The sequence below is a fragment of the Brachybacterium sp. AOP24-D1-21 genome, from assembly GCF_052378665.1.
Taxonomy (GTDB): domain Bacteria; phylum Actinomycetota; class Actinomycetes; order Actinomycetales; family Dermabacteraceae; genus Brachybacterium.
This window is the reverse complement of sequence record NZ_JBQSXX010000001.1, coordinates 1,219,990-1,241,507: the sequence shown is the minus strand read 5'-3', so window position 1 is coordinate 1,241,507 and position 21,518 is coordinate 1,219,990. Positions and strand designations below refer to the sequence as shown.

Annotated in this window: 21 protein-coding genes; 12 read left to right on the top strand and 9 right to left on the bottom strand. The window is 70.3% G+C overall.

The genetic code is table 11. The features are described from left to right. Positions 1-61: 61 nt before the first annotated feature. Both ACT3UF_RS05550 and ACT3UF_RS05545 read left to right on the top strand, forming a co-directional pair. Entirely contained in the window at positions 62-1,063 is a 1,002-nt protein-coding gene (locus tag ACT3UF_RS05550) for a TerC family protein (RefSeq protein WP_444606131.1), read from the top strand. Positions 1,064-1,161: 98 nt separating this feature from the next. After that, positions 1,162-1,410 (top strand): hypothetical protein, encoded by a 249-nt coding sequence (locus ACT3UF_RS05545; protein ID WP_345075745.1) that lies wholly within the window; start codon positions 1,162-1,164, stop codon positions 1,408-1,410. Between the two features lie 161 nt (positions 1,411-1,571). On the opposite strand, the gene ACT3UF_RS05540 is transcribed toward ACT3UF_RS05545, so the two are convergent. Both ACT3UF_RS05540 and ACT3UF_RS05535 read right to left on the bottom strand, forming a co-directional pair. Further along, positions 1,572-2,438 (bottom strand): SDR family oxidoreductase, encoded by an 867-nt coding sequence (locus ACT3UF_RS05540; protein WP_444606130.1) that lies wholly within the window; start codon positions 2,436-2,438, stop codon positions 1,572-1,574. 153 nt (positions 2,439-2,591) lie between these two features. Beyond that, positions 2,592-3,146 (bottom strand): DUF488 domain-containing protein, encoded by a 555-nt coding sequence (locus ACT3UF_RS05535; protein WP_345075743.1) that lies wholly within the window; start codon positions 3,144-3,146, stop codon positions 2,592-2,594. 77 nt (positions 3,147-3,223) lie between these two features. On the opposite strand from ACT3UF_RS05535, the gene ACT3UF_RS05530 reads away from it, so the two are divergent. Next, positions 3,224-4,009: a phosphatase PAP2 family protein gene (locus tag ACT3UF_RS05530; protein ID WP_444606129.1), complete on the top strand. Its 786-nt coding sequence runs from the start codon at positions 3,224-3,226 to the stop codon at positions 4,007-4,009. Here ACT3UF_RS05530 and ACT3UF_RS05525 read toward each other — a convergent pair. The 3 genes from ACT3UF_RS05525 to ACT3UF_RS05515 all read right to left on the bottom strand — a co-directional run bounded on the left by ACT3UF_RS05525 (position 3,993) and on the right by ACT3UF_RS05515 (position 7,208). Then, complete coding sequence (locus ACT3UF_RS05525) at positions 3,993-4,580, bottom strand: cysteine hydrolase family protein (RefSeq protein ID WP_444608129.1); 588 nt, start codon at positions 4,578-4,580, stop codon at positions 3,993-3,995. The two genes, ACT3UF_RS05530 and ACT3UF_RS05525, sit on opposite strands and share 17 nt — an antisense overlap. Next, positions 4,564-4,974, bottom strand: a complete 411-nt coding sequence (locus ACT3UF_RS05520) for a DMT family transporter (RefSeq protein WP_444592017.1) — start codon at positions 4,972-4,974, stop codon at positions 4,564-4,566. Before ACT3UF_RS05520 ends, ACT3UF_RS05525 begins: the two co-directional genes overlap by 17 nt. A 737-nt stretch (positions 4,975-5,711) precedes the next feature. Beyond that, positions 5,712-7,208, bottom strand: coding sequence for a purine-cytosine permease family protein (locus ACT3UF_RS05515; RefSeq protein ID WP_444598833.1), 1,497 nt, complete (start codon positions 7,206-7,208; stop codon positions 5,712-5,714). Between the two features lie 198 nt (positions 7,209-7,406). Between ACT3UF_RS05515 and ACT3UF_RS05510 the strand changes: the two genes are divergently transcribed. After that, the gene (locus ACT3UF_RS05510; protein WP_444598832.1) at positions 7,407-8,480 is read left to right on the top strand and encodes an FUSC family protein; all 1,074 of its coding nucleotides are present in this window, start codon (positions 7,407-7,409) and stop codon (positions 8,478-8,480) included. Positions 8,481-8,607: 127 nt separating this feature from the next. On the opposite strand, the gene ACT3UF_RS05505 is transcribed toward ACT3UF_RS05510, so the two are convergent. Then, positions 8,608-9,489, bottom strand: coding sequence for a hypothetical protein (locus ACT3UF_RS05505; RefSeq protein WP_444598831.1), 882 nt, complete (start codon positions 9,487-9,489; stop codon positions 8,608-8,610). A 104-nt stretch (positions 9,490-9,593) separates the two neighbouring features. After that, on the bottom strand, positions 9,594-10,706 hold the full coding sequence (locus tag ACT3UF_RS05500; protein WP_444598830.1) for a hypothetical protein: 1,113 nt from the start codon (positions 10,704-10,706) through the stop codon (positions 9,594-9,596). Between the two features lie 176 nt (positions 10,707-10,882). Between ACT3UF_RS05500 and ACT3UF_RS05495 the strand changes: the two genes are divergently transcribed. Together ACT3UF_RS05495 and ACT3UF_RS05490 are read left to right on the top strand one after the other, a co-directional pair. Next, a complete protein-coding gene (locus ACT3UF_RS05495) occupies positions 10,883-11,404 on the top strand; it encodes a PH domain-containing protein (RefSeq protein WP_444598829.1) in 522 nt (173 codons plus the stop codon). Positions 11,405-11,529: 125 nt separating this feature from the next. Beyond that, on the top strand, positions 11,530-12,357 hold the full coding sequence (locus ACT3UF_RS05490) for a methyltransferase domain-containing protein (RefSeq protein ID WP_444608128.1): 828 nt from the start codon (positions 11,530-11,532) through the stop codon (positions 12,355-12,357). A gap of 82 nt (positions 12,358-12,439) precedes the next feature. On the opposite strand, the gene ACT3UF_RS05485 is transcribed toward ACT3UF_RS05490, so the two are convergent. Then, positions 12,440-13,303: a DMT family transporter gene (locus tag ACT3UF_RS05485; protein ID WP_444598827.1), complete on the bottom strand. Its 864-nt coding sequence runs from the start codon at positions 13,301-13,303 to the stop codon at positions 12,440-12,442. A 125-nt stretch (positions 13,304-13,428) separates the two neighbouring features. On the opposite strand from ACT3UF_RS05485, the gene ACT3UF_RS05480 reads away from it, so the two are divergent. Together ACT3UF_RS05480 and ACT3UF_RS05475 are read left to right on the top strand one after the other, a co-directional pair. Next, positions 13,429-13,914, top strand: a complete 486-nt coding sequence (locus tag ACT3UF_RS05480; RefSeq protein ID WP_444598826.1) for a hypothetical protein — start codon at positions 13,429-13,431, stop codon at positions 13,912-13,914. Between the two features lie 449 nt (positions 13,915-14,363). Further along, entirely contained in the window at positions 14,364-16,163 is a 1,800-nt protein-coding gene (locus ACT3UF_RS05475) for a carbohydrate-binding module family 20 domain-containing protein (RefSeq protein WP_444598825.1), read from the top strand. A gap of 66 nt (positions 16,164-16,229) precedes the next feature. Here the strand turns inward: ACT3UF_RS05475 and ACT3UF_RS05470 are convergent, their stop codons facing one another. Beyond that, positions 16,230-17,237 carry a hypothetical protein gene (locus ACT3UF_RS05470; protein WP_444598824.1) on the bottom strand — a complete coding sequence of 336 codons (1,008 nt, stop codon included), beginning with the start codon at positions 17,235-17,237 and terminating at the stop codon, positions 16,230-16,232. A 227-nt stretch (positions 17,238-17,464) separates the two neighbouring features. On the opposite strand from ACT3UF_RS05470, the gene ACT3UF_RS05465 reads away from it, so the two are divergent. The 4 genes from ACT3UF_RS05465 (at position 17,465) to ACT3UF_RS05450 (ending at position 21,501) form a co-directional block, all read left to right on the top strand. Further along, entirely contained in the window at positions 17,465-18,484 is a 1,020-nt protein-coding gene (locus ACT3UF_RS05465; protein ID WP_444598823.1) for a siderophore ABC transporter substrate-binding protein, read from the top strand. A gap of 104 nt (positions 18,485-18,588) precedes the next feature. Further along, the gene (locus ACT3UF_RS05460; protein ID WP_444598822.1) at positions 18,589-19,590 is read left to right on the top strand and encodes an ABC transporter permease; all 1,002 of its coding nucleotides are present in this window, start codon (positions 18,589-18,591) and stop codon (positions 19,588-19,590) included. Continuing rightward, the gene (locus ACT3UF_RS05455; protein WP_444598821.1) at positions 19,583-20,740 is read left to right on the top strand and encodes an iron chelate uptake ABC transporter family permease subunit; all 1,158 of its coding nucleotides are present in this window, start codon (positions 19,583-19,585) and stop codon (positions 20,738-20,740) included. The genes ACT3UF_RS05460 and ACT3UF_RS05455 overlap by 8 nt, the downstream gene beginning before the upstream one ends. Then, the gene (locus ACT3UF_RS05450; RefSeq protein ID WP_444598820.1) at positions 20,737-21,501 is read left to right on the top strand and encodes an iron ABC transporter ATP-binding protein; all 765 of its coding nucleotides are present in this window, start codon (positions 20,737-20,739) and stop codon (positions 21,499-21,501) included. Before ACT3UF_RS05455 ends, ACT3UF_RS05450 begins: the two co-directional genes overlap by 4 nt. Positions 21,502-21,518: the final 17 nt, after the last annotated feature.

Genomic DNA, 21,518 nt, shown 5'->3' with positions numbered 1-21,518 from the left:
CAGCGCAGCCCTGCCCCGGTCACTCGGGAAGCCAGCCCGTCACACCTGAAGGATTTGCCCCATGGGAGAGCTCCACCTCGGCTTCGAGATCGGCGCGATGGTCGTGCTCTGCGCGATCCTCGTCGCCGATCTGCTGCTGGTCATCAAACGTCCGCACGTCCCGTCCCTGCGGGAGTGCGCGACCTGGATCGGCTTCTATGTGGGCCTGGCGCTCGTCTTCGCGGTGGTCCTCTACTTCGTGGGCGGCATGCAGCCGGCCTCGGAGTTCGTCACCGGCTGGCTGCTCGAGTACTCCCTGAGCATCGACAACCTGTTCGTCTTCATCATCATCATGACGAAGTTCTCCGTGCCGCGGAGATACCAGCAGGAAGCGCTGATGGTGGGCATCATCATCGCCCTCATCGCGCGCGGGCTGTTCATCCTGGCGGGCGCCGTGATCATCGAGAACTTCACCGCCGTCTTCTACCTCTTCGGGATCTTCCTGCTGTGGACCGCATGGAAGCAGGCCCAGGGTGAGGAAGAGGGAGGCTCCGACTCCTTCATCATGCGGACGGTGCGGCGCGTGTTCCCCGTCTCCGACGACTACGACGGCAACAAGCTGCGCACGGTCGTGGACGGCAAGAAGCTCTTCACCCCGATGCTGCTGGTGTTCATCACCCTCGGCCTCACCGACGTCATGTTCGCCCTGGATTCGATCCCTGCCATCTTCGGCGTCACCCGGAACCCCTTCCTGGTCTTCACCGCGAACCTGTTCGCCCTGATGGGTCTGCGCCAGCTGTACTTCCTCCTGGGCGGGCTCCTGGACCGCCTCGCCTACCTGCATTACGGGATCGCTGCGATCCTCGGCTTCATCGGTGTGAAGCTGCTGATCCACGCCATCCACGAGGCCCCGCTGGACTTCATCCCCGGCTTCTCCGTGCTGCAGAAGATCCCCGAGGTGCCGATCTGGCTCTCGCTCGCGTTCATCGTGGTGGCCATGGGTGTCGCCGTGGTGGCCTCGGTCATCTTCGCGGGGAAGTCCGAGAAGCATGAGGACACGGAGCGCACGATCACGGAGCACTGAGCCGGATCGCTCGGCGCTGGGCCGGAAGGATCCCCGGCCAGGGATACCGGATCGCGCTCGGGCTTCCCTCCGTCGGGCGCCGGGTCCAGGATGGGGGCATGAGCCCCCGACGAGATCGTGCCCGCACCACCGGTTCCGGCACCACCGGGATCGCTCGGATCGCCGGGACCACCGGGGTCACCGGTATCACCGGCGTCTCTGCAGATACCGGAGGCGACGCGGCGTGCTGGTTGGGCGAGCTGTGCCCGGAGTGCGGCGCCGTGCCCGAGGGGGAGGGCGCGCAGGATCCGACCGTGCCCTGCTGGCGCTGCGGGACGGTGCGCGCGTCCGCTGCGGACGGCGGATGACACTCGACCCTGCCCCGCCCCGGCCCGCCCCACCCCGCCGGGCGGCCACGGTTCGCCGCTCAGGACCTATGCGAGGTGCGATCATCGGTCCTCAGCGCAGAATCGCGGAGCGTCGGGAGCGTCGGGAGCGTCGGGTGGGGCGCGGAATGGCGGGCGCGGGATCACACTGCCGGGGTCGCGAAGCCCCCGTTGGAGTGGAGCAGCTGGCCACGGATCCAGGACCCCTGCGCGGAGACCAGGAAGCACACCAGGTCCGCGACCGTCCCCGGCCCGGCGAGCTCCCCTCCCGGCATCTGCGCGGTGACGGCGGCGCGGATCTCCTCGTCCATCCAGCCGGTGTCGATCGGGCCGGGATTGATCACGTTGGTGCGGATGCCGCGGTCCGCGAGCTCATGCGTTCCCGCCAGCACCAGGCGATCCAGTGCCCCCTTGGTCGCCCCGTAGGGGAGGTTGTGCACTGTGTGGTCGCTGGTCAGTGCGATCACGGCGCCGCCGGACGCGGCAGCGGTCGGCCCGCTCGGCTCGCCCTGCGCGCCCAGCTGGCCCGGCTCGCCCTGCGCACCCAGCGCACCCGGCGCGTTCACTGCGACCTGTTCCGCGAAGGCCTTCAGCAACAGCCAGCTCGCGCGCACATTGACTGCATAGTGCCGGTCGAAGCTCTCCACCGTGGTGTCCAGGAGCGAGGAGTCCACGGACTCGCAGTGGCTCATCACCAGGACCCCCAGCGGCCCCAGCGCTTTGCGGGCACTGCCGATCACCTGCGCAGGCACCTGTGGGTCGGCGAGGTCACCGGGGAGCAGGACGACACGCCTCCCGGCCGCCCGCAGCTCTTCCGCGAGCAGTTCCACATCCGAATCCTCGCCGAGCACTCGCCGGTCGTAGGGGGCGTGGAAGGACAGTGCCAGGTCGAACCCGTCGGCGGCGAGTCCCCGGGCGATCGCGGCGGCGATCCCGCGGCGGCGCCCGACGCCGGTGAGCAGAGCGGTGCGGGGCAGAGCGGCGGCGGTGCCGGAGGCGGGGAAGTGCATGCGGCCGACGGTACGGTGCGGCGGCGGTCTCGGCCACCGGTTTTTCGTGCCCGGAACGGCCCGCCCGGCCAGGTCATCCCTACGTCAGGTCACCGCTCCTCAGGTCACGCCCGCGTCAGGTCAACCCTGCAGCAGGCGACCAGCCGTCTCGGCTCAGTCGCCCGTCTCGTCAGGTCGGTCCCAGACCACGTGGCCGTCTTCGCCCCGCCGTGCTCCGTCGCTCGGCTCATGCTGCCGCTGCTTCCCGTCGGGCATGAGGTCCGCGACCTCGACCTGGTGCTCCATGAGCATCACGTCGGCGATCAGGCGGCGATGGCAGCGCCACCACACCGCCTCCGAGCACATCACAGCGGTGCGGGTGCGCGACACGTCGCCGAGCAGCTCCTCGAGGCCGGCACGGAACTCCTCGCTGCGGGTCCATCCGGCATAGGCGCGGAACTGCTTCACTCGCCACCAGGTGTCTGGGGAGGCGGCATCCTCGTCCTTGGTGAGCCGTCGCCGTCCGCCCAGGCGCTCGTCCCAGCGGTAGCTGATCCCGGCCTCGGTGCAGATCTCCTCGACCGCGCCACGAGCGGCGGCATCGTTGGTGCGGGAGCCGGGGAATCGACGCACGTCCACCAGCTGCTGGATTCCGGCGCCGAGGAGCAGGTCGCTGAGCTCCGTGCGTGAGAGGGTCCCGTGCCCGACGGTGAGCAGAGAAGCAGTCATCTCTCCAGTATTGCGTCCTTCGCACGGGGCGCGGGGCTGCTGGCGAGACCGAGTGGTCGGCGAGGCAGACTGGGCACGTGAACTCTTCCGCAGCGACCAGGCCGATCCGTGCCCCAGGGCCGCGTCGGGCGCTGACGGCGTGCCTGGCGCCGCTGGCTGCCATGACGGCGGCCGTGCTGCTCTCGGTGCTGCTGGGGTGGACGCTGCGGGCTCTGCCCGCGGTGAGTGCGTGGGACCTCTCCCTGGTCGTGGCCGCGAACCACTCGCTGACCGAGAACGCTGGACGTCTCGCGGTCGGTATCGATGTCGCCTTCGGCCCCGCCCTGGCTGCTGCTCTGGTGGCCCTCGCCGCGCTCTTGGCCGGGCTGCTGCACCGCAGTAGGTGGGCCGCGCTCCGGGCTGCGCTGCTGGTCGCCGTGCCCTGGGCGATCGTGGAGCTGATCAAGCTGGTCGTGCGCCGTCCTCGCCCGGACGCGGACCTGCTGCTGCAGCAGCTGGTGCCCGAGCCGCACACCTTCAGCTACCCCAGCGGTCATACCGCCTGCGCCGCTGCCTTCGCCACCGTGCTCGTGCTCGCGCTGCCCGCAGGATGGCAGCGCCGCCTCGCCCTCGTCCCTGCCGTGCTGCTCGTTCTGGCCACGGCCTGGTCCCGGGTCGCGCTCGGCGTCCACCACCCCTCCGATGTCCTCGTCTCGCTGCTGCTGGTGCCGGTGCTGTGCCTGTTCCTTGCCCGGCTGCTGGACCTGCTCCACCCCGCTGCTGATCCTCGCCCTGCGGGCATCGCTGAGGGCGCCATCGAGGGCGTGCCCGGAGGCGTCGGCGTCACCGAAGACGTCGTCGAGGAGGTCACCCGCCGCGGGTGAGCACCTGCTCGGTGGAGCGCAGATCCACCTGCGGCGGGAACAGGCTCATGGTGTGCAGGGCGGGCGGGCCGTTCTCCGCCGCGGAGTGGGCCACGGCGTCGGTGACCACGGTCAGGCGCACCCCGGCATCGGCCGCAGGGAGCACCGTGGAGATCACGCAGCAGTCCGTGGTCACGCCCGTGACCAGCAGGTGTGTGCGCGGGTTCGCGGGCCAATCCACCCGCTGCGCCAGCTGCGCACCCCATTTGCCGAAGGTCGGCTCGTCGATCGTGGGGTGGGCGGACAGGCCGCGTGCGGCATCGACCAGGTCGTAGCGCGCGTCCTCTGCCGGGACATCCGCGAAGGGCCAGGCCCGGAAGTAGTCGCCCCAGGCGGTCGCCCGGTCGGCGGTGGGCAGCCAGCGCGTGACCAGGGTGCGCTCGGGGCCCACGGCCTCCGCCAGACGGGCGATGTTCTCCATCGCCGCAGGGAAGAACGGCGAGCACCACTGGGAGCGGGGGTCGGCGAAGATCCATTGCGGGTCGACGATCAGCAGCCAGGGCGCCGGGTTCGCCTCAGGGGCAGGGGGCATGGGCAGGATCCTCTCCAGGGCGTGCAGCGGTGCACGAGGCGGGGTCAGAGCAGGTGGGGTCTGAGCACGGGTGGTCAGTGCGGGTGGGGTCAGAATAGTCGGCGCGCTGGCGCGGCCGGAGGGCGGCGAGCACCGCCGGCGCGACCGCGAAGGCCGCCCCGGCCAGGCACAGCACCCCGCCTATCGCCGCCAGCGGAGGCGGCACCTCGCCCAGCAGCAGCCAGGCCAGCACCACGGTGAAGGCGGGCACCAGCAGCGAGGAGGAGCTGAGCAGCCCGGCGCCGGTGTGGGTCAGGGCGTAACCCCACAGCAGGAAGGCGAGCGCGGTGGGGAACACCCCGAGATAGACCACGCCCAGCACTGTGCTGACGGGCGCCGCGCCGACTTCCGCCACCAGCGCTGGCGCGAAGGGCAGGCAGGCCAGAGCGCCGGCCAGCACCCCCGATCACCGTCATCGAGGTGGAGTCGACGTGGGCGAGCAGCAGCTTCTGTGCGAGCACGCTGCCCGCGTAGAGCAGCGCCGCCACCAGCCCCAGCACCACCCCCAGCCCGGAGAGGTCGCCGGTGGAGGCACCCACCGTGATCAGCACGATCCCGCTGAAGGCGACCAGCACCCCGGCGAGCAGCCGCACGGAGAACCCCTCCCCGAGCAGCAGCCCCGAGGCGACCGCCACGATCAGTGGCGCGAGGTTCACGAGCATCGCGGCGGTCGCCGGATCCAGGAACAGTTCCGCGGCGTTGAGCACCACGAGATACACCGCGAACCAGGCGACGCCCCAGCCGATCACCGCGGCCCACAGCCGCCCGCTGCGAGGTCGGCGGACCCGGCCCAGGAGCAGCAGGGGCAGCAGGACGGTCGCCGCGGAGCCCACCCGCAGCAGAGCCATCGCGCCGGGGGAGAAGTCGTTCCCGGCCACCCGGATCACCAGGAAGGACGAGGCCCACATCAGCATCACCCCGAGCGCGGCGAGCCACGGCAGGGCGGGATGGGCGGGGGAGGGATGCATGGACCCATCGTGGACCCTGCGGGGCGGGCGCGGCATCCCTGCCCAGGACGGACAGCCCGGCGTCCCGGCTGCCTTACAGCCCGGTTGCCCGGCGTCTAGGCAGTCTTGCAACCCGGCAGTCAGCTCAGCGCTGTTCCTGGCGGCGGATCTTCCCGCGCCGCGCGATGAAGGTCACCACGAAGCCGAGCACCAGCGCCAGCAGCACGCCGATGTTCGAGTACGCCCAGTTGCCGTCCCAGTAGGAGCCGGCCGGGTCCTCCACGTAGGTGCCCAGGCCCAGCGGCTCCAGCAGGTAGCCCTGCCAGTTGTTCCAGGAGGCGGCCTCGGTGAAACCGTTCACGACCAGGCCCCAGCCCAGGATCGAGGCGACCACCATGGTGATGATCGAGGTCCAGTCGAAGGCGCCGTAGCGTCCGGCGGGGTCGAACAGGGCCTTCTCGTCGTAGTCCGCCCGGCGGGTGAGGATGTCGGCGATGAGGATCCCGGCCCAGGCCGCGATCGGCACGCCGAGGGTGATCAGGAAGCTCTGGAACGGCTCGATGAAGCTGGTCGCAAAGAACGCCACCCAGATGGTGCCAGCGGTGAGGATCAGCCCGTCGACAGCGGCGGCGGCCGGGCGGGGGATGCGGATGCCGAGGCTGATGAGGGTGAGACCCGAGGAGTAGATGCCCAGCACCGCGCCGGAGACCAGAGTCAGCACCGCGACGATCCAGAAGGGGATCAGCGCCCACAGCGGCAGGATCGTCACCAACGCGCCGATCGGGTCGCCCTGGATCGCCTTGCTCAGGCCCTCGTCGGACCCTGCCAGCAGCAGCCCGAAGATCACCAGCACCACCGGGGCGGCGGCGCCGCCCACGGTGTTCCACAGCACGATCGAGCCGTCAGACGCAGTGCGCTTCTGGTACCGCGACCAGTCGGCGGCGATGTTGATCCAGCCCAGCCCGAAGCCGGTCATCACCATCACCAGTGCGCCGATCATCGCCTGCGGGGAGCCTGAGGGGGCGGAGAGCACGGCGTCGAGGTCGATGTGGGGGATCGTGAGGATCATGAACAGGATCGTCATCGCGCCGGTCGCCCAGGTCAGGACGGACTGGAGCTTCATGATCGTGTGATAGCCGAGCACGCTCGCACCCACGATCAGAGCGGCGATGAGGATCGCGGCGATCACGGTGACCGCCTTCCCGGAGGCGAGGCCCAGCACGTCGAACACGGTCGCGGTGGCGAGCACTGCGGAGATCGCGAGCGAGGTCTCCCAGCCGATCGAGGTCAGCCAGGAGACGATCCCGGGCACCTTCTGCCCGTGCACCCCGAAGGCCGCCCGCGAGAGCACCATCGTCGGGGCGCTGCCGCGCTTGCCCGCGATCGCGACCAGCCCGCACAGCAGGAAGCTGATGATGATGCCGATGATCGCCACGACGGTGGCCTGCACGAAGCTGATGCCGAAGCCGAGCAGGTAGGAGCCGTAGCTCATGCCGAACACGGAGACGTTCGCGGCGAACCAGGGCCAGATCAGATCGCGCGGCTTCGCGACGCGTTCGGACTCCGCGATGATCTCGATGCCGGCGGTCTCGATGACGCCGGCGCCGCCGACGGGGGCGGGGCTGCTCTCAGGGGAGGACATGGCTGCTCCGGGGAGGAGGGGTCCGACGGGGTCGGACGACGGGAAGGCGAGGACTGCCGTGAATTCTCCCACGGAAGCGCACGGGACCACCGGTCGCCCGGCGCGGCGGCGGGAACGGGGAACGGGAGCGGGACGGGACGGGGGAGAGGCACGGGGCGGGGAATAGGATGAACGCCGCTCTCAGCCGAAAGGAGTCTCGTGTCCTCAGCCCTCGCTCGGGTCCGGTCCGCAGCCCAGAGGATGGTCAGCCTCGCCCCCGGACGTGTGGACCATGTCCCCGCGTTCCGGATCGCGATCGGGCTGGCGATCCCGATGGTCGTGCTGCTGCTGACGGATCGGGTCGACTGGGCGATGTACGTCGGGTTCGGTGCGTTCACGGGCATCTACTCGAAGTACGAGCCCACCCGGCTGCGGTTCCGGCGCCAGTCGCTCGCCGGCGCGATGCTCACCGTCTGCGTGACGATCGGGGCGGCCCTCGCACAGCTCGGCGAGTCGATGTCACCACTCGCGGAGTCCTGGACGGCGCTGCTGGTGGGCGCCGTGATCGCCGGACTGAGCGCCACCTTCGTGCTCGCCCGCGGGCTCAAGCCGGGCGGGGCGATCTTCCCGCTGTTCGCGGTCGCGGCAGTCGCGGCGGCCCCGCCGGCCGCACCGGTCTGGGTCGCCTTCCTGATCGCGGGCTCCTGCGCGAGCCTGTGCGTGGGGCTCGGGCTGCTCGGCCACTGGGCAGGGGAGCGGCACCCGGGGGCGGACGCACACCCGGCGATGGAGACCTGGACCCGGGCGCAGCTGGGCGCAGAGTTCGGCCGCTTCGCGCTGGCCGCCGCCATCGCCGGCGTCCTGGGCCTCGCCTCAGGCCTGCCCTTCCCCTACTGGGCGCAGATCGCGGCGATCGCGCCGCTCGCCGCCCCCGGCCGCACCCTGCAGATCGAGCGCGGCCTGCACCGCGTGATCGGCACAACCCTCGGAGTTGTTACCACCGCCTTCCTGCTGTCCTTCCCCGCCGAGCCGTGGCAGCTGGTGGTGTGGGTGGTGGTGCTGCAGTTCATCGCCGAGCTCTACGTGATGCGCAACTACGCCTTCGCCCTGCTGTTCATCACCCCGCTCGCGCTGCTGATGGTGCAGCTCGCCCACCCCCAGCCGGTGGGGCCGACGCTCGAGGCGCGCGTGGTCGAGACCGCGATCGGCGTCGTGGTCGGCATTGCGATGGTCGTCGCGGCGGCGCTGTGGGACCGACGCTCAGCGCGGCGAGACGCAGCCGTCGAGGGCTGAGGTCCCCAGCTGCCGCTCCCGTCCGCGCATCTGCCGTGCCTCAACCGTGCCTCAACCGTGCCTCTGCCGCGCCTCAACCGTGCCTCGGCCGCGCCTCGGCCGTGCTTCAGCCGTGCATCGGCGCGCCTCAGCTGCCTGGGGATGCTTCCGGTTCCTCGTCGCCGAGGGCACGGGGGATCATCACGTCGATCACGCTGAGCAGAGTCTCGGCGGAGACGTCCGAGATCTGCAGCTCGTCGTCGGCGGTGGGCTCCTCCCCGAGCGGTCCGTCGTCGAGCACCCGGACCCGGTCGGAGGTGGCCACGATCGTGGCCTGCCGCCCGGCGCCGTCGGTGACCGCCGTGAGGACGGACAGCGACCTGGTGTCGGCCACATCGAACGTGGATCCGGCCTGAGCGCGGGTGGTGGTCTCGGGCTCGCCGTCCTGGTCCGCCGCCTCGAACGGGTCCACGAACTTCCGGATCCGGCGCGGGACCGAGCCCAGGTCCGGGACGCTGAAGTGGTGGAAGCCGTCGACGGAGATGAACTCCTCGAGGATCCCGCTGCGGGGGAAGAGGTAATGGGCGAGGGTCGTCGAGCCGCCGTTGAGCGTGCGAGTCGTGGTGACCATCGCCTCCGGAATGCGGCGCAGGGCGATCACCCCGGCCAGCCGACGGTCCAGCTGCACCGGACGGCGCTCGACGTCTGCCGGTCCGGAGACGACCTTGCCCTCATCCTCGACGCTTTCGGTGCCGGGTCGGACCAGCCCGCGAGCAGTCAGCGAACGCAGTGCGGCAGCGGCTGAGGACGCCTCGTCGACCATGTCCTGACTGAGATACGGACTGCCCAGGATCTCGAGGGCGGAGGCACCGTCGAGCCCCATGATCTCCTCATCGGTGAGGGTGAGGAAGACGTCCGGCTCGGTTTCAGTCGTGGCCAGCACCTCCATCGCACCGAGCATGTCGCGCTCGGTGATGGAGGGCTCGGTGATGGACGGCGCGGAGGGCGGGGTCTTGGCGGATTCGCTCATGCGGGGTCGGCTCCCTGGGGATGGACGGGTCGTCGCAGCGGACGGACCGATTCGGTGGTGCTCATGGGGTGTCGGCGGGCGGGTTCAGGCTCTCACGAAGAGGCTCACCACGGCAGGGCGTCGGCGAGCCCGTCGACGGCATTGGAGACGCCGTCGCTGACGGAGTCCACGACATTGCCCACGCCTTCGGAGACAGCTCCGGCGGTGTCGCCGACGAAGTCCGTCGTGCTGTTCCAGGCGTCCGTGGCTGTCGAGGAGATCGTGTCCCAGTTGTCGTAGACCATCTTGCCAACGTCGGCGAGGGCCGCGCCGCCGGAGATGATCGCGCCGGCCGCGACCAGCGGCCCGCCGATGACCGCACCGACGCCGGTGGCGGACAGTGCACCGCCCGCCAGCATCAGCCCGCCACCGACGGCGCTGGCACCCCCGGTGATCGCACTGAAGGTATCGCCGCTCTTGATCCCCTGGATCATCTGCAATCCGCCCGTGAACACGTCCAGCGCCGGGAGCGCTTTGCCGAGGTAGGGGGCGACGTCGTCGAGGAACGGCGCGACCTTCGAGAGCTTGCCGGCGGCGTCGTCCACCCAGCCGAAGAGGTTCTTGTTCCCGAGGCCAGTGGGGACGTTGAAGGGCAGCTGGCCGATGAGCTTCTTCGCCAGGCCGCTGAACTCAGAGCCGACGCCGTAGACGGAGTCGGTGATGTCCTTGCCGTACTTCCAGGTGCCGGCGGCGAGCTGGAAGATGTCCTCGGCGCCCTTGATGAAGTCCGTGGAGCGGTCGATGACCCGCATGATGTCCCAGACCTTCTTGCCGCTGCTGAAGGCCTTCTGTAGCTTGTTGAACACGCCGATGCCGTCGTTGACACCGCCGAGGAGGCGATCGAGCCAGGAGCCCTCACTCTCGTCGCTGCCCTGACCGCCTCCGCTGCCCTGGCCGCTGCCGGACTCGCCATCGGAGGCCTCGTCCTGCTCCTCGGCGTGGCGCTCGAGCTCGCTGCCATGATGGGTGATCTGCGAGGTGACCTCCTCGAACAGCGCCACGGTGCGGGAGCTCCACTCAGCACGGAAGGAGTCCGCGTCGGGCCCCTGCCAGATGCTCTCGTCCATGACCGCTGGTTCGAGTCGCGCGCGCAGATCGCCGATCGCGGTCGCGCGGTCGCGCAGCAGCGCGGAGTGGTCGCGCAGCTGGCTGGTGTCGGCGCCGTAGAAGCCGCTCATGCCTGTCCCCTCGTGTCCTGGCCGGTCCCTGGTGCGGAGGTGCTGTGCGCTCCGTCCGACCCACGTCCCGACCACAGTAGGGCGCGCGCGGCGGATGCACGATGGGGAGGACTCCCCATCGACCCGCCGGGGCGGGAAAACGTGCACGTCGACCCGGCGGACCGTAGGCTCGCACCATGGGGAAGAGACTCGATCGATACCGTGAGGCGGCCGAGCTGCAGAGGTCGGTCCGGGAGGCGCACGGCCAGGACGCCGACGCCGTCATGGCCCAGGCGTACGCTGAGAGCGCGAGCAGCGGCCGGGCAGAGCGGACGTACCGCGAGGCCATGGCCCGCAATCGAGGGTTGCGCTTCCGTGCGGCGGATGGGAATCTGCCGCAGCAGGTGCTGCATCCGGACGAGACGGTTCACGACGTCGCGGTGGGAGCGCTCCGTTCAGACACCTTCCCGCTGCTGATCGTCACCGACCGCAGGATCCTGCACGTGATGGACCGATTCCGCGGCTGGACGATCCTCGAAGAGGCCCCCGCGGCGGAGATCGTGGGCGCGGAGATCGAGAAGCGGCTGCTGTCCGGGAGGTTCCGGGTGCAGGTGCGCCATGGCAAGGACATCACCATGAAGATCAGCGAGTGGACGCGGAGCCAGGAGGTCCTCGGCCTGGTTCAGCGCCTGGCCGCCGGTGGTGCCCCACCGCGCTGAGCCCGTCGGCGCCGCCACCGCGCTGAGCCCGCTCTGCCGCCCGGATCCCGCTGGTCGTGCGCCGCGGAGTCCGGTGGGTGGCCGGGCCGTGGTCGCTCCGACCGCGCCGGGTATGGTCCGGAAGCATGTCAGATCCCGTCGCAGATCCTTCGAAGCACCCTGCCTACACCCACGGCTACGGTGCCGCGGTGCTCGACAGTCACCGTCACCGCACCGCCGAGAACTCCGCCGCCCACCTGCTTCCGCATCTGCGTGAGGGCATGCGCCTGCTGGACGTGGGCAGCGGCGCGGGGACGATCACCGCAGGCCTGGCCCGGATCGTCGGCCCGGAGCACGTGACCGCCCTGGAGGTCACCGAAGATGCTGCCGCTATCACGCGCGCGGAGCTCGAAGCTCAGGGCCTGGGCAGCGTCGAGGTGGTGGTCGGGGACGCGCACGAGCTGCCCTTCGCGGACGACGCCTTCGACGTGGTCCACGCGCATCAGGTCCTCCAGCATGTGCCCGGCCCTGTCCAGGCCCTCGCCGAGTTCCGTCGGGTCACCCGCCCGGGCGGGATCGTCGCGGTGCGCGACAGCGACTACGAGGGCTTCCGCTGGTGGCCCGCCCTGCCGGGGTTGGACCGCTGGCTCGAGCTGTACCTGCGCGCCGCCCGCGCCAACGGCGGCACCCCGGATGCGGGCAGGCGCCTGCTGGCTTGGGCGCGAGAGGCGGGGTTCACTGACGTCTCCGCGAGCACCTCGACATTGCTGTACGCCACGGCATCGCAGCGCGAGATCTGGGCCGCCAGCTGGTCGGGGCGGATCACCTCGCCCCCGTTCGCACAGCAGCTCGAGCGTGAGGGCTGGGCCGATGCGGCCGAACGGGAGCAGATCGGCCAGGAGTTCCAGCGCTGGGCCGCGGATCCCGCCGGCTGGTTCAACCTGCTCCACGCGGAGATCATCGCCCAGGTCTGAGCACGGGCGATGGTGCCCGCCGCGAGTGCCTTCGCGGCACCTGGGCAGAGCCCTCGCGGCACTCGGCAGAGCCCCGCGAGGCTCAGAGCGTGATCAGCACGATCCCGGCCAGCACGATCCCCGCGCCCAGCAGTCGTCTCAGCGGGTCCGGCTCCTTGAACAGCCACCACGCCAGGAGTGACCCCACCACGATGCTCGATTCGCGGGCGGGCGCCACCAGCGACACCGGTGCGGTGCGCATCGCCTCCAGGACCAGCACATAGGCCAGCGGCGACAGCACCGCCACCGTCGCGATCTCCCGCCATCGGGTGCGGAGCACCGGGCGCAGGCGGTCGCGGTGCCGGCGCAGGAGCGTGGGAGTCATCAGCACCACCTGCCACAGGCAGCTGATCACGAAATAGGTGGCCGGTGGCAGGCCGAAGGTGGTCACGCTGATGCTGTCCCACAGGGTGTAGGCGGCGATCGCGACGCCGGTCATCGCGCCCCAGGCCACGCCGGCGCGGACCCCCTGGCGGCCGGTGGCGGTGCGGCCGGTCGCCACCACCACGATCCCGGCGATCACCGTCAGCGCACCGAGGGCTGCCGCCCAGCCCGGACGCTCCCCGAGCACCAGGATCGCAACCACCATGCTCAGCACCGGACCGACCCCGCGGGCGACCGGGTACACGACCCCGAGGTCCGCCCTGGCATAGCCGGTCTGGAGGGTGAGCTGATAGGCGATGTGGAGCACTCCGGAGATCAGCGGCGCGAGCAGCAGGGCGGGGGAGAGCCCGAGGTCCGCCTGGATCAGCGCGTAGATCGCCAGCGGCGCCCACAGCAGCACCGAGGCCAGGTCGTAGCACCACACGAAGGCATAGCCGTCGGTGTCCACGCGCTTGGCCGCGAGGTTCCACAGCGCGTGGCAGAGCGCCGCCGCGAGCACCAGGGCCAGGACGGAGGCGCTCATCGGGGTGCGGGGAGCAGAATGTGCATCGTCACAGTCTCCTGCCTGTGGCCAAGGAGGGGTCGACAGACTCACGACACGACCCTATTGTTGAAAACGAAAACAATCCTCTCTGAAAGGCTTTCGTCATGGCCCTCAGCACCGCCATCCTGCGCGCCGTCCCCGGCGCCTTCATCCTCAACTCGGGCATCGGCAAGCTCGGCATGGACGAGCAGACCGCCGCGCATCTCCAGGCGATGGCCGTCAACGGCATCCCCGCGGTCGAGACGCTCTCCCCGAAGCAGTTCGGGCGGCTCGTCGCGTTCGGCGAGATCGCCGTGGGCTCCTCCCTGCTGCTGCCCTTCGTGCCCACCAAGGTCGCGGGCCTCGCGCTCGCCGGGTTCTCCGGCTCGATGCTCTCGATGTACTTCCGCACCCCGGAGATGACCGAGGCCGATGGCGTGCGTCCCTCGCAGTCCGGGACCCCGCTGGCCAAGGATTCCTGGATGGCGGCGATCGCCCTCGCCCTGATCATCGGCACCGGCAGCGGCTCCCGCGAGGCGAAGAGGGCCGCCAAGCAGGCCGAGAAGCGCGCCGTGAAGCTCGAGTGCGCCCTCGAGAAGCAGGCCGACTGACCCCCGGCCCCGGCCGGGCCCCCGCCCCGCGCCGGCCGGGCCCCCGCCCCGCACCCGCCGGTTGTGCCCGCTGTGCTTCCGTTCCTGGAAGCACAGCGGGCACAACGTTGAGATGGCGAGGGCGCGGGAGAGCGTGAGGTGAGGTGAGGGGAGGTGGAGGGGGATGCTCTGCGGTCGACCCGACGCGGAGGTCCTCCGGAACCTGGAGTGCAAGATCTTGCATCGCGGTGGCGTCAGATGTCCGCCGTCGCCGGATTCTTGCTCACGCTTCTGACCTGCATGAACAATCGGAAATCGGGCAGGTTTGACGGAACCCCTCGACGGCACGAGCTGAACTCGCTACTCTCCTTCGCAAGCGTACGCGTCCCTTCGCAAGTTCTTGCATCCCCGATCCGGCTATGACGCCGGGGGTCGGCCCCAGTGGTCGGCCCATCCCCAGGAGAGAACCCATGCAGCACTCCCCCATCGGCACAGCGGCCCCGCGCCCGCTGATCCGCCTCGCCGCAGCCCTCGCCCTTGCGCTCCTCCTCGCCGTCGCCGGCTCCCCGGCCACCTCCCCACCCGCACAGGGCTCGCCCCCCGTGCCCAGCGGCGGTGCCACCTCGGAGAACGGTCGTGGCGACGTCATCCTCAACCTCTTCCAGTGGACCTGGGACTCCGTGGCCGCGGAGTGCACGAGCACCATCGGCCCCGCGGGCTTCGGCTACGTCCAGGTCTCCCCGCCGCAGGAGACGATCCACGGCACGGACTGGTGGACCTCCTACCAGCCCGTGAGCTACAAGATCGAGGGTAAGCTCGGCACCCGCGCCGAGTTCGCCGCCATGGTCGAGACCTGCAACGCCGCCGGCGTCGAGGTCATCGCCGACGCCGTCATCAACCACACCACCGGGACCGACGGCGGCTCCGGCACCGGCACCGCCGGAACCCCCTACGGCATCGACTACTTCCCCGGCATCTACGGCGCCGCCGACTTCAACGACTGCCGCACGAACATCAGCAACTACCAGGATCGGTTCCAGGTGCAGAACTGCCGCCTGGTGTCCCTGCAGGACCTCCGCACCGGCTCCGAGTACGTGCAGAACACCCTCGCCGGATATATGAACGACCTGCTCTCGCTCGGCGTCGCCGGCTTCCGCATCGACGCCGCGAAGCACATCCCCGCGAGCGACCTGGCGGCGATCAAGGCGAAGCTCAGCGACCCGAACGCCTACTGGGTGCAGGAGGTCATCGGCGCGGCCGGCGAGCCGATCCAGGAGTCCGAGTACACGGGCACCGGTGACGTGCACGAGTTCGACTACGCCCGCCAGCTGAAGTCCGACTTCGACGGCTCGATCGCGAACCTGCAGCACATCTCGAACGGCAAGCTCCCCTCCGCCCAGGCCGGGGTGTTCGTCGACAACCACGACACCGAGCGCAACGGCGAGACCATGAACGAGACCTGGGGTGCGAAGTACGCCCTGGCCAACACGTTCATGCTCGCCTACCCCTACGGGTCCCCCTCGGTGTACTCCGGCTACACCTTCACCGACAAGGATGCGGGCGCCCCCGGCGCCACCGCGACCTCCGTGCCCGACGCGAGCTGCGACTCCGACGCGTGGACCTGCACCCAGCGCTGGACCGAGATCCAGGGCATGGTCGGCTTCCACAACACCGTCGCCGGCACCGCGCTGACGAACTGGTGGGACGACGGCGGCAACCAGATCGCCTTCGGCCGCGGCGACAAGGGATTCGTGGCCATCAACAACACCGGCTCCGCGACCACCCGCACCTACAGCAGCTCGCTGCCTGCGGGCACGTACTGCGACGTGGTCGCCGCGAGCGACTGCTCCGAGACGATCACCGTCGCGGCCGACGGCACCTTCTCGGCGACCCTCCCCGCCTACGGGGCGCTCGCCCTGCACGTGGAGAAGACCTCCGGCGGCACCACGCCGGATCCCGACCCGGGCACCGAGCCCGTCGCCGGGAAGGCCTCCGTGAGCGTGCACGCGAGCACGGTCTGGGGCCAGGAGGTGCGGATCGTCGGCTCGGTGCCTGAGCTGGGCGGCTGGCAGCCCGCCTCCGGCGTCGCCCTGGACCCCTCGGGCTACCCGAGCTGGACGGGCGGCGTGGACCTGCCGGCCGGCACGAGCTTCGAGTACAAGTACGTGAAGGTCGACGACTCGGGCGCCGCCGTCTGGGAGTCGGGCGCGAACCGCACGGCGACCGTCGGCGCCGACGGGACGCTCGCTCTCACGGACACCTGGAGGTAGGCTGCCGCCGCCGAGCCGCCGGGGCCGACGGGATCGCCCGTCGGCCCCGGTCGGCGCCCGCGCCGCTCAGTAGACGCGGAGGCTCGCGATCATCGCGTCCAGATCCGCGACCTGCTGCTCGTGGCCGAGCGCGGCGCCGCCCTCGAAGACCGCGGGGCCGTCCGGTGTGTCGACGACGATGACCACGTTCCGCCAGGCGTCCGTGGTGCGCATCAGTGCGAGCTCGGAGACCTGCAGGTCGCCCGAGACGATCCAGCCGGGATGGCCGTCGACCTCGATCGCCTCGTCGCGGTAGGCGGCGGCCTGCGCCGGCTCGCCGTACAGCTCCTTCGCCTCGTCGCGGGTGTTCGAGCACTGGAAGATCGCGCGGGCCGTCGCCTCCGCGCCGGGGTAGCCGCCCTCCTCCTCGGGCCACTCGACGGCGCCGACGGAGGCGACGGAGTACCAGCCCGCCTCGACCGGCTGATCGGCCGAGTGGACGTCGGTCATGTATATCGCGCTGCGGCCCCAGTTGGAGCCGGTGTTCCAGCCGGCCAGCACCGCGAACTCGAGGCCGCCGCCGCGCACGGACCCGTCGACCTGCTCGGTGGTCTGCCGGTTGCCGGGAGAGGTGCACTCCACGGTGGGCGCCTCGATGGTGGTCAGCGACGGGTCCTCGCTCGGCTCGGACTCCGTGGTGGGGACGACCTCCGACGGGGTCGCGTCCTCCGACGGGTCCGGCTCGGTGCTCGCGGGCTCGGAGGTCACCGTCGGGTCCTCGCGGTCGGGGGAGAGGACGGTCTGCGAGAGGATCAGCGCGCCGATCGCGAGGACGGCCACGAGGACCACGCCGCCACCGACGAGCAGCGCGATCAGCGGCCCCTTCCCGCGCCCGGAGCCGGGCTCGCGGGGGCCGGTCAGGCCGGGGTCGCCGCCGAACGGATCGCCGGGGCCGCCGGAGGATCCGCCGCTCCCGCCGGAGGATCCACCACTCGCGGACACGCCGCCGGAGAAGTCGGGCAGGCGCGGGGCGCCGCCCCCGCCGCTCCCGCCGCCGGAGAAATCGGGCAGCTGCGGTCCGTTGCCGTCGGTCATGGGTCCCCCTCGGATCCGTGCGCGCACCCGCCCCTGCTCCCCGGGTGCCGGGACCACCCTAGCGGCGCGCCGGGCCCGCCGTCCGATGGGGTATGAGACGAGGGTCACTGTCCAGTCCGTGGAATAAAGCAAGTCTGAAGTGGCGAAATAGCGGGAGGTGAGGCTAGCCTTAACTCGTCCCCGCCGGCGGGGAGCCCATCCCTTCCCTCACGACGACAGAGGTCCCTATGACTCCGCTACCCTCGCTCAGCCGACGCACGCTCGGCGCCGCCTCCCTGGCCGGCGCCTTCGGCCTGTTCCTCACCGCCTGCGGCGGCTCCACCCAGGCCGCCGACGGCTCCGCCGCGAGCGGCGCGGGCGGCGCGCCGGCCGGGACGGTCGAGGTCGAGGACAACAACGGCGCCCAGACCGTGCAGACCCCGCCCGCCTCCGTGGTCGCGACCGACAACCGCACCTTCGAGACCCTCGAGGCCTGGGGTGTCACCCTGACCGCCGCGGCTCGCGCGCTCATGCCGACCACCATCGGCTACAAGGACGACGAGTCGATCATCGACCTCGGCAACCACCGCGAGCCCGACCTCGAGGCTGTCGTCGCCGCCGAGCCCACGCTGATCATCAACGGCCAGCGCTTCGCCGACTATCACGATGACTTCGTGAAGTTCGCGCCCGACGCGACCATCCTCGAGCTCGACCCGCGCGATGACCAGCCCTTCGCCGACGAGCTCAAGCGCCAGGTCGCCGTCCTCGGCGAGGTCTTCGGCAAGCAGACCGAGGCCGCACAGCTCGGCACCGACCTCGATGCGGCCATCGAGCGCGTCACTGCGGCATACAACGGCTCGGACACCGTCATGGCCGTGAACACCTCCGGCGGCGAGATCGGCTACATCGCCCCGGGCAAGGGCCGCACCCTGGGCTGGGCCTTCGACGCACTCACCCTGGTGCCCGCGCTCGAGGTCGAGGGTGCGAGCGACGACCACCAGGGCGATGACATCTCCGTCGAGGCGATCGCCTCCTCGAACCCGGACTGGATCCTGGTGATGGACCGCGACGCGGCCGTCTCCGCCGACGATCCGGAGTACAAGCCCGCCAACGAGCTGCTGAGCTCCTCCGAGGCGCTCGCAGGGGTCACGGCGGTGGCTGAGGGCAACATCGTCTACATGCCCGCGGACACGTACACCAACGAGTCCATCCAGACCTACACCGAGTTCTTCACGGCTCTGGCTGACGCGCTCGAGGCCAAGGCCTGAGCCACGTCCCCCAGCGCTGACCATCGTGCGGCGGGCAGGACCGACAAGGTCCCGCCCGCCGCACGGCGCGTGCTCCCGCATTTCTGCCCCTTCCAGGAGACCTGATGTCCACTCCCTCGCTCACCACCGCGTCGCCCCCGCAGCGGCGCCGCGGTCGTGAACGGCTGATCGACGGCAAGCTCCTGATCGGCATCGTGCTGGTCGCGCTGCTGCTCGTCGCCTCGCTCTTCACCGGCGTCTACGACGTCTTCGGCACCGAGAACGGCGCGGAGATGTTCGCCATCACCCGCATCCCCCGGACCGTGGCACTGGTGCTGGCCGGCGCCGCGATGGCGATGTCCGGGCTGATCATGCAGCTGATGACGCAGAACCGCTTCGTGGAGCCCTCGACCACCGGCACCACCGAGTGGGCGGGGCTGGGACTGATCCTGGTGATGATCTTCGTGCCGGGGGCGGGCCTGCTGACCCGGATGACGGTCGCGATCATCTTCTCCTTCGTGGGGACGATGGTGTTCTTCCTGTTCCTGCGCAAGGTCACCCTGCGCAGCTCGCTCATCGTGCCGATCATCGGCATCATGCTCGGTGCCGTCGTCGGCTCCGTCTCCACCTTCGTGGCGCTCCAGTTCGATGCGCTGCAGAACCTCGGGGTCTGGTTCGCCGGGTCCTTCACCTCGGTGCTGCGGGGCAGCTACGAGGTGCTGTGGATCGTGCTGCTGGTCGGCGTTGCCGTCTTCATCGTGGCCGACCGGCTCACCGTCGCCGGGCTCGGCGAGGACATCGCCACCAACGTGGGCGTGAACTACCACCGGGTGCTGCTGATGGGCACCGGGCTGGTCGCGATCGCCACGGGCGTGGTCACCGTGGTGGTGGGCAACCTGCCGTTCCTGGGCCTGATCGTGCCCAACGTGGTCTCGATGGTCCGGGGCGACGACCTGCGCTCGAACCTGCCCTGGGTGTGCCTGCTCGGCATCGCGATCGTCACCGTCTGCGATCTCATCGGCCGCACCATCATCATGCCCTTCGAGGTTCCCGTCTCCCTGATCCTCGGGATCGTGGGGGCGGTCGTCTTCATCGCCCTGCTGATGAGGCAGCGCCGTCATGGTTGAGCGCAACCCCGCACCCCAGCGGCTCGCCCAGTCCCACGGCGATCGCCGTCTCGGCGGGATCGACACCGAGGCGCCGAGCACGGAGATCAGCACCTCCCCGGCAGATCTCGTCGGCGATCTCGAGGTGATCGGAGCCCCGCGCAGCACCCGCAGCAGCTCCGGCGCCTTCCGGGACGTGAAGTCCCGCCGCCGCTACTGGATCGTGCTCACCGCCCTGACGCTGCTGGCGGCCGGCTTCGCGCTGGGCCTGCTCGCGATCGGCAACCCGATGCCGGTGGGCTCGCGCGGCTTCTGGTTGATCGCCGAGATGCGCGCAACCTCCCTGATCGTGATGGCAGTGGTCGCGTTCTGCCAGGCGATCGCCACGATCACGTTCCAGACCGTCACCAACAACCGCATCATCACCCCCTCGATCATGGGGTTCGAGTCCCTCTACGCCGTGATCCAGACCGCCGCCGTTTACACCCTCGGAGTGGCCGGCGTGGTCGCGCTGAACGGCACCGGGCAGTTCCTGGTGCAGGTCGCGCTGATGGTGGGGCTGTCGGTCCTGCTGTACGGCTGGCTGTTGCGCGGCAAGTACGCGAACATCCAGGTGATGCTGCTGGTGGGCATCATCATCGGCGGTGGCATGGGGGCGGTCTCGACCTTCATGCAGCGCCTGCTGACCCCGAGCGAGTTCGACGTGCTCACCGCCCGGCTCTTCGGCTCGGTCACCAACGCCAGCGCCGAGTACCTGCCGTTCGCGATCCCGATGATCGTGGTGGCCGGTCTGCTGATCTGGCTGAACGCCCGCAAGCTCAACGTCATCTCGCTGGGCCGCGACGTGTGCATCAACGTCGGCGTCGATCACGGCCGGCAGACCATCTACATGCTGGTGCTGGTCTCGGTGCTGATGGCGGTCTCCACCGCGCTGGTGGGCCCGATGACCTTCTTCGGCTTCCTCGTGGCGACCCTCGCGTACCAGCTGGCGGGCACCCACGACCATCGCCTGCTGTTCCCGATCGGGGCGCTGACCGCCTTCGTGGTCCTCGCCGGCGCGTACTTCGTCATGAACCACGTGTTCTACGCGCAGGGCGTCGTCTCGATCATCATCGAACTCGTCGGAGGAACCGTGTTCCTCATCGTCATCATGAAGAAGGGGCGCCTGTGATCGCCATCGATGCAGTGCGGAAGCGCTACACCTCAGGGACCGAGACCGTCACCATCGGGCCGGTCACCACGAAGATCCCCTCCGGCGGGGTCACCGCGCTGGTGGGGCCGAACGGGGCGGGCAAGTCCACGATGCTCACCATGGTGGGACGCCTGCTGGACATCGACGAGGGCGCGATCGAGGTGGCCGGGTACGACATCTCCTCGACCGCCTCGAAGGACCTCGCCAAGATCCTCTCGGTGCTGCGCCAGGAGAACCACTTCATCACCCGCCTCACCGTGCGCCAGCTGGTCGGCTTCGGCCGCTTCCCCTACTCCAAGGGGCGCCTGACCAAGCTCGACGAGCAGAAGATCACCGAGGCGATCGACTTCCTGAACCTCGACGAGCTCGAGGACCGCTATCTCGACCAGCTCTCCGGCGGGCAGCGCCAGCGCGCCTACGTCGCGATGGTCCTCGCCCAGGACACCGAGTACGTGCTCCTGGACGAGCCGCTGAACAACCTCGACATGCGCCACAGCGTGCAGATGATGGCCCGGCTGCGCGACGCCGCCCGCGAGCTGGGGCGCACCATCGTGGTGGTCCTGCACGACATCAACTTCGCCGCCCACTACGCCGACCACATCATCGCCATGAAGAACGGCGGCGTGGTCGAGGCCGGCCCGGTCGACGAGATCATGAGCGGCGACGTCCTCACCCGCGTGTTCGACACCCCGGTGCAGGTCATCGACGGGCCGACGGGGCCGCTCGCGGTCTACTACTGAGCCGGAGCCGCCGGTTC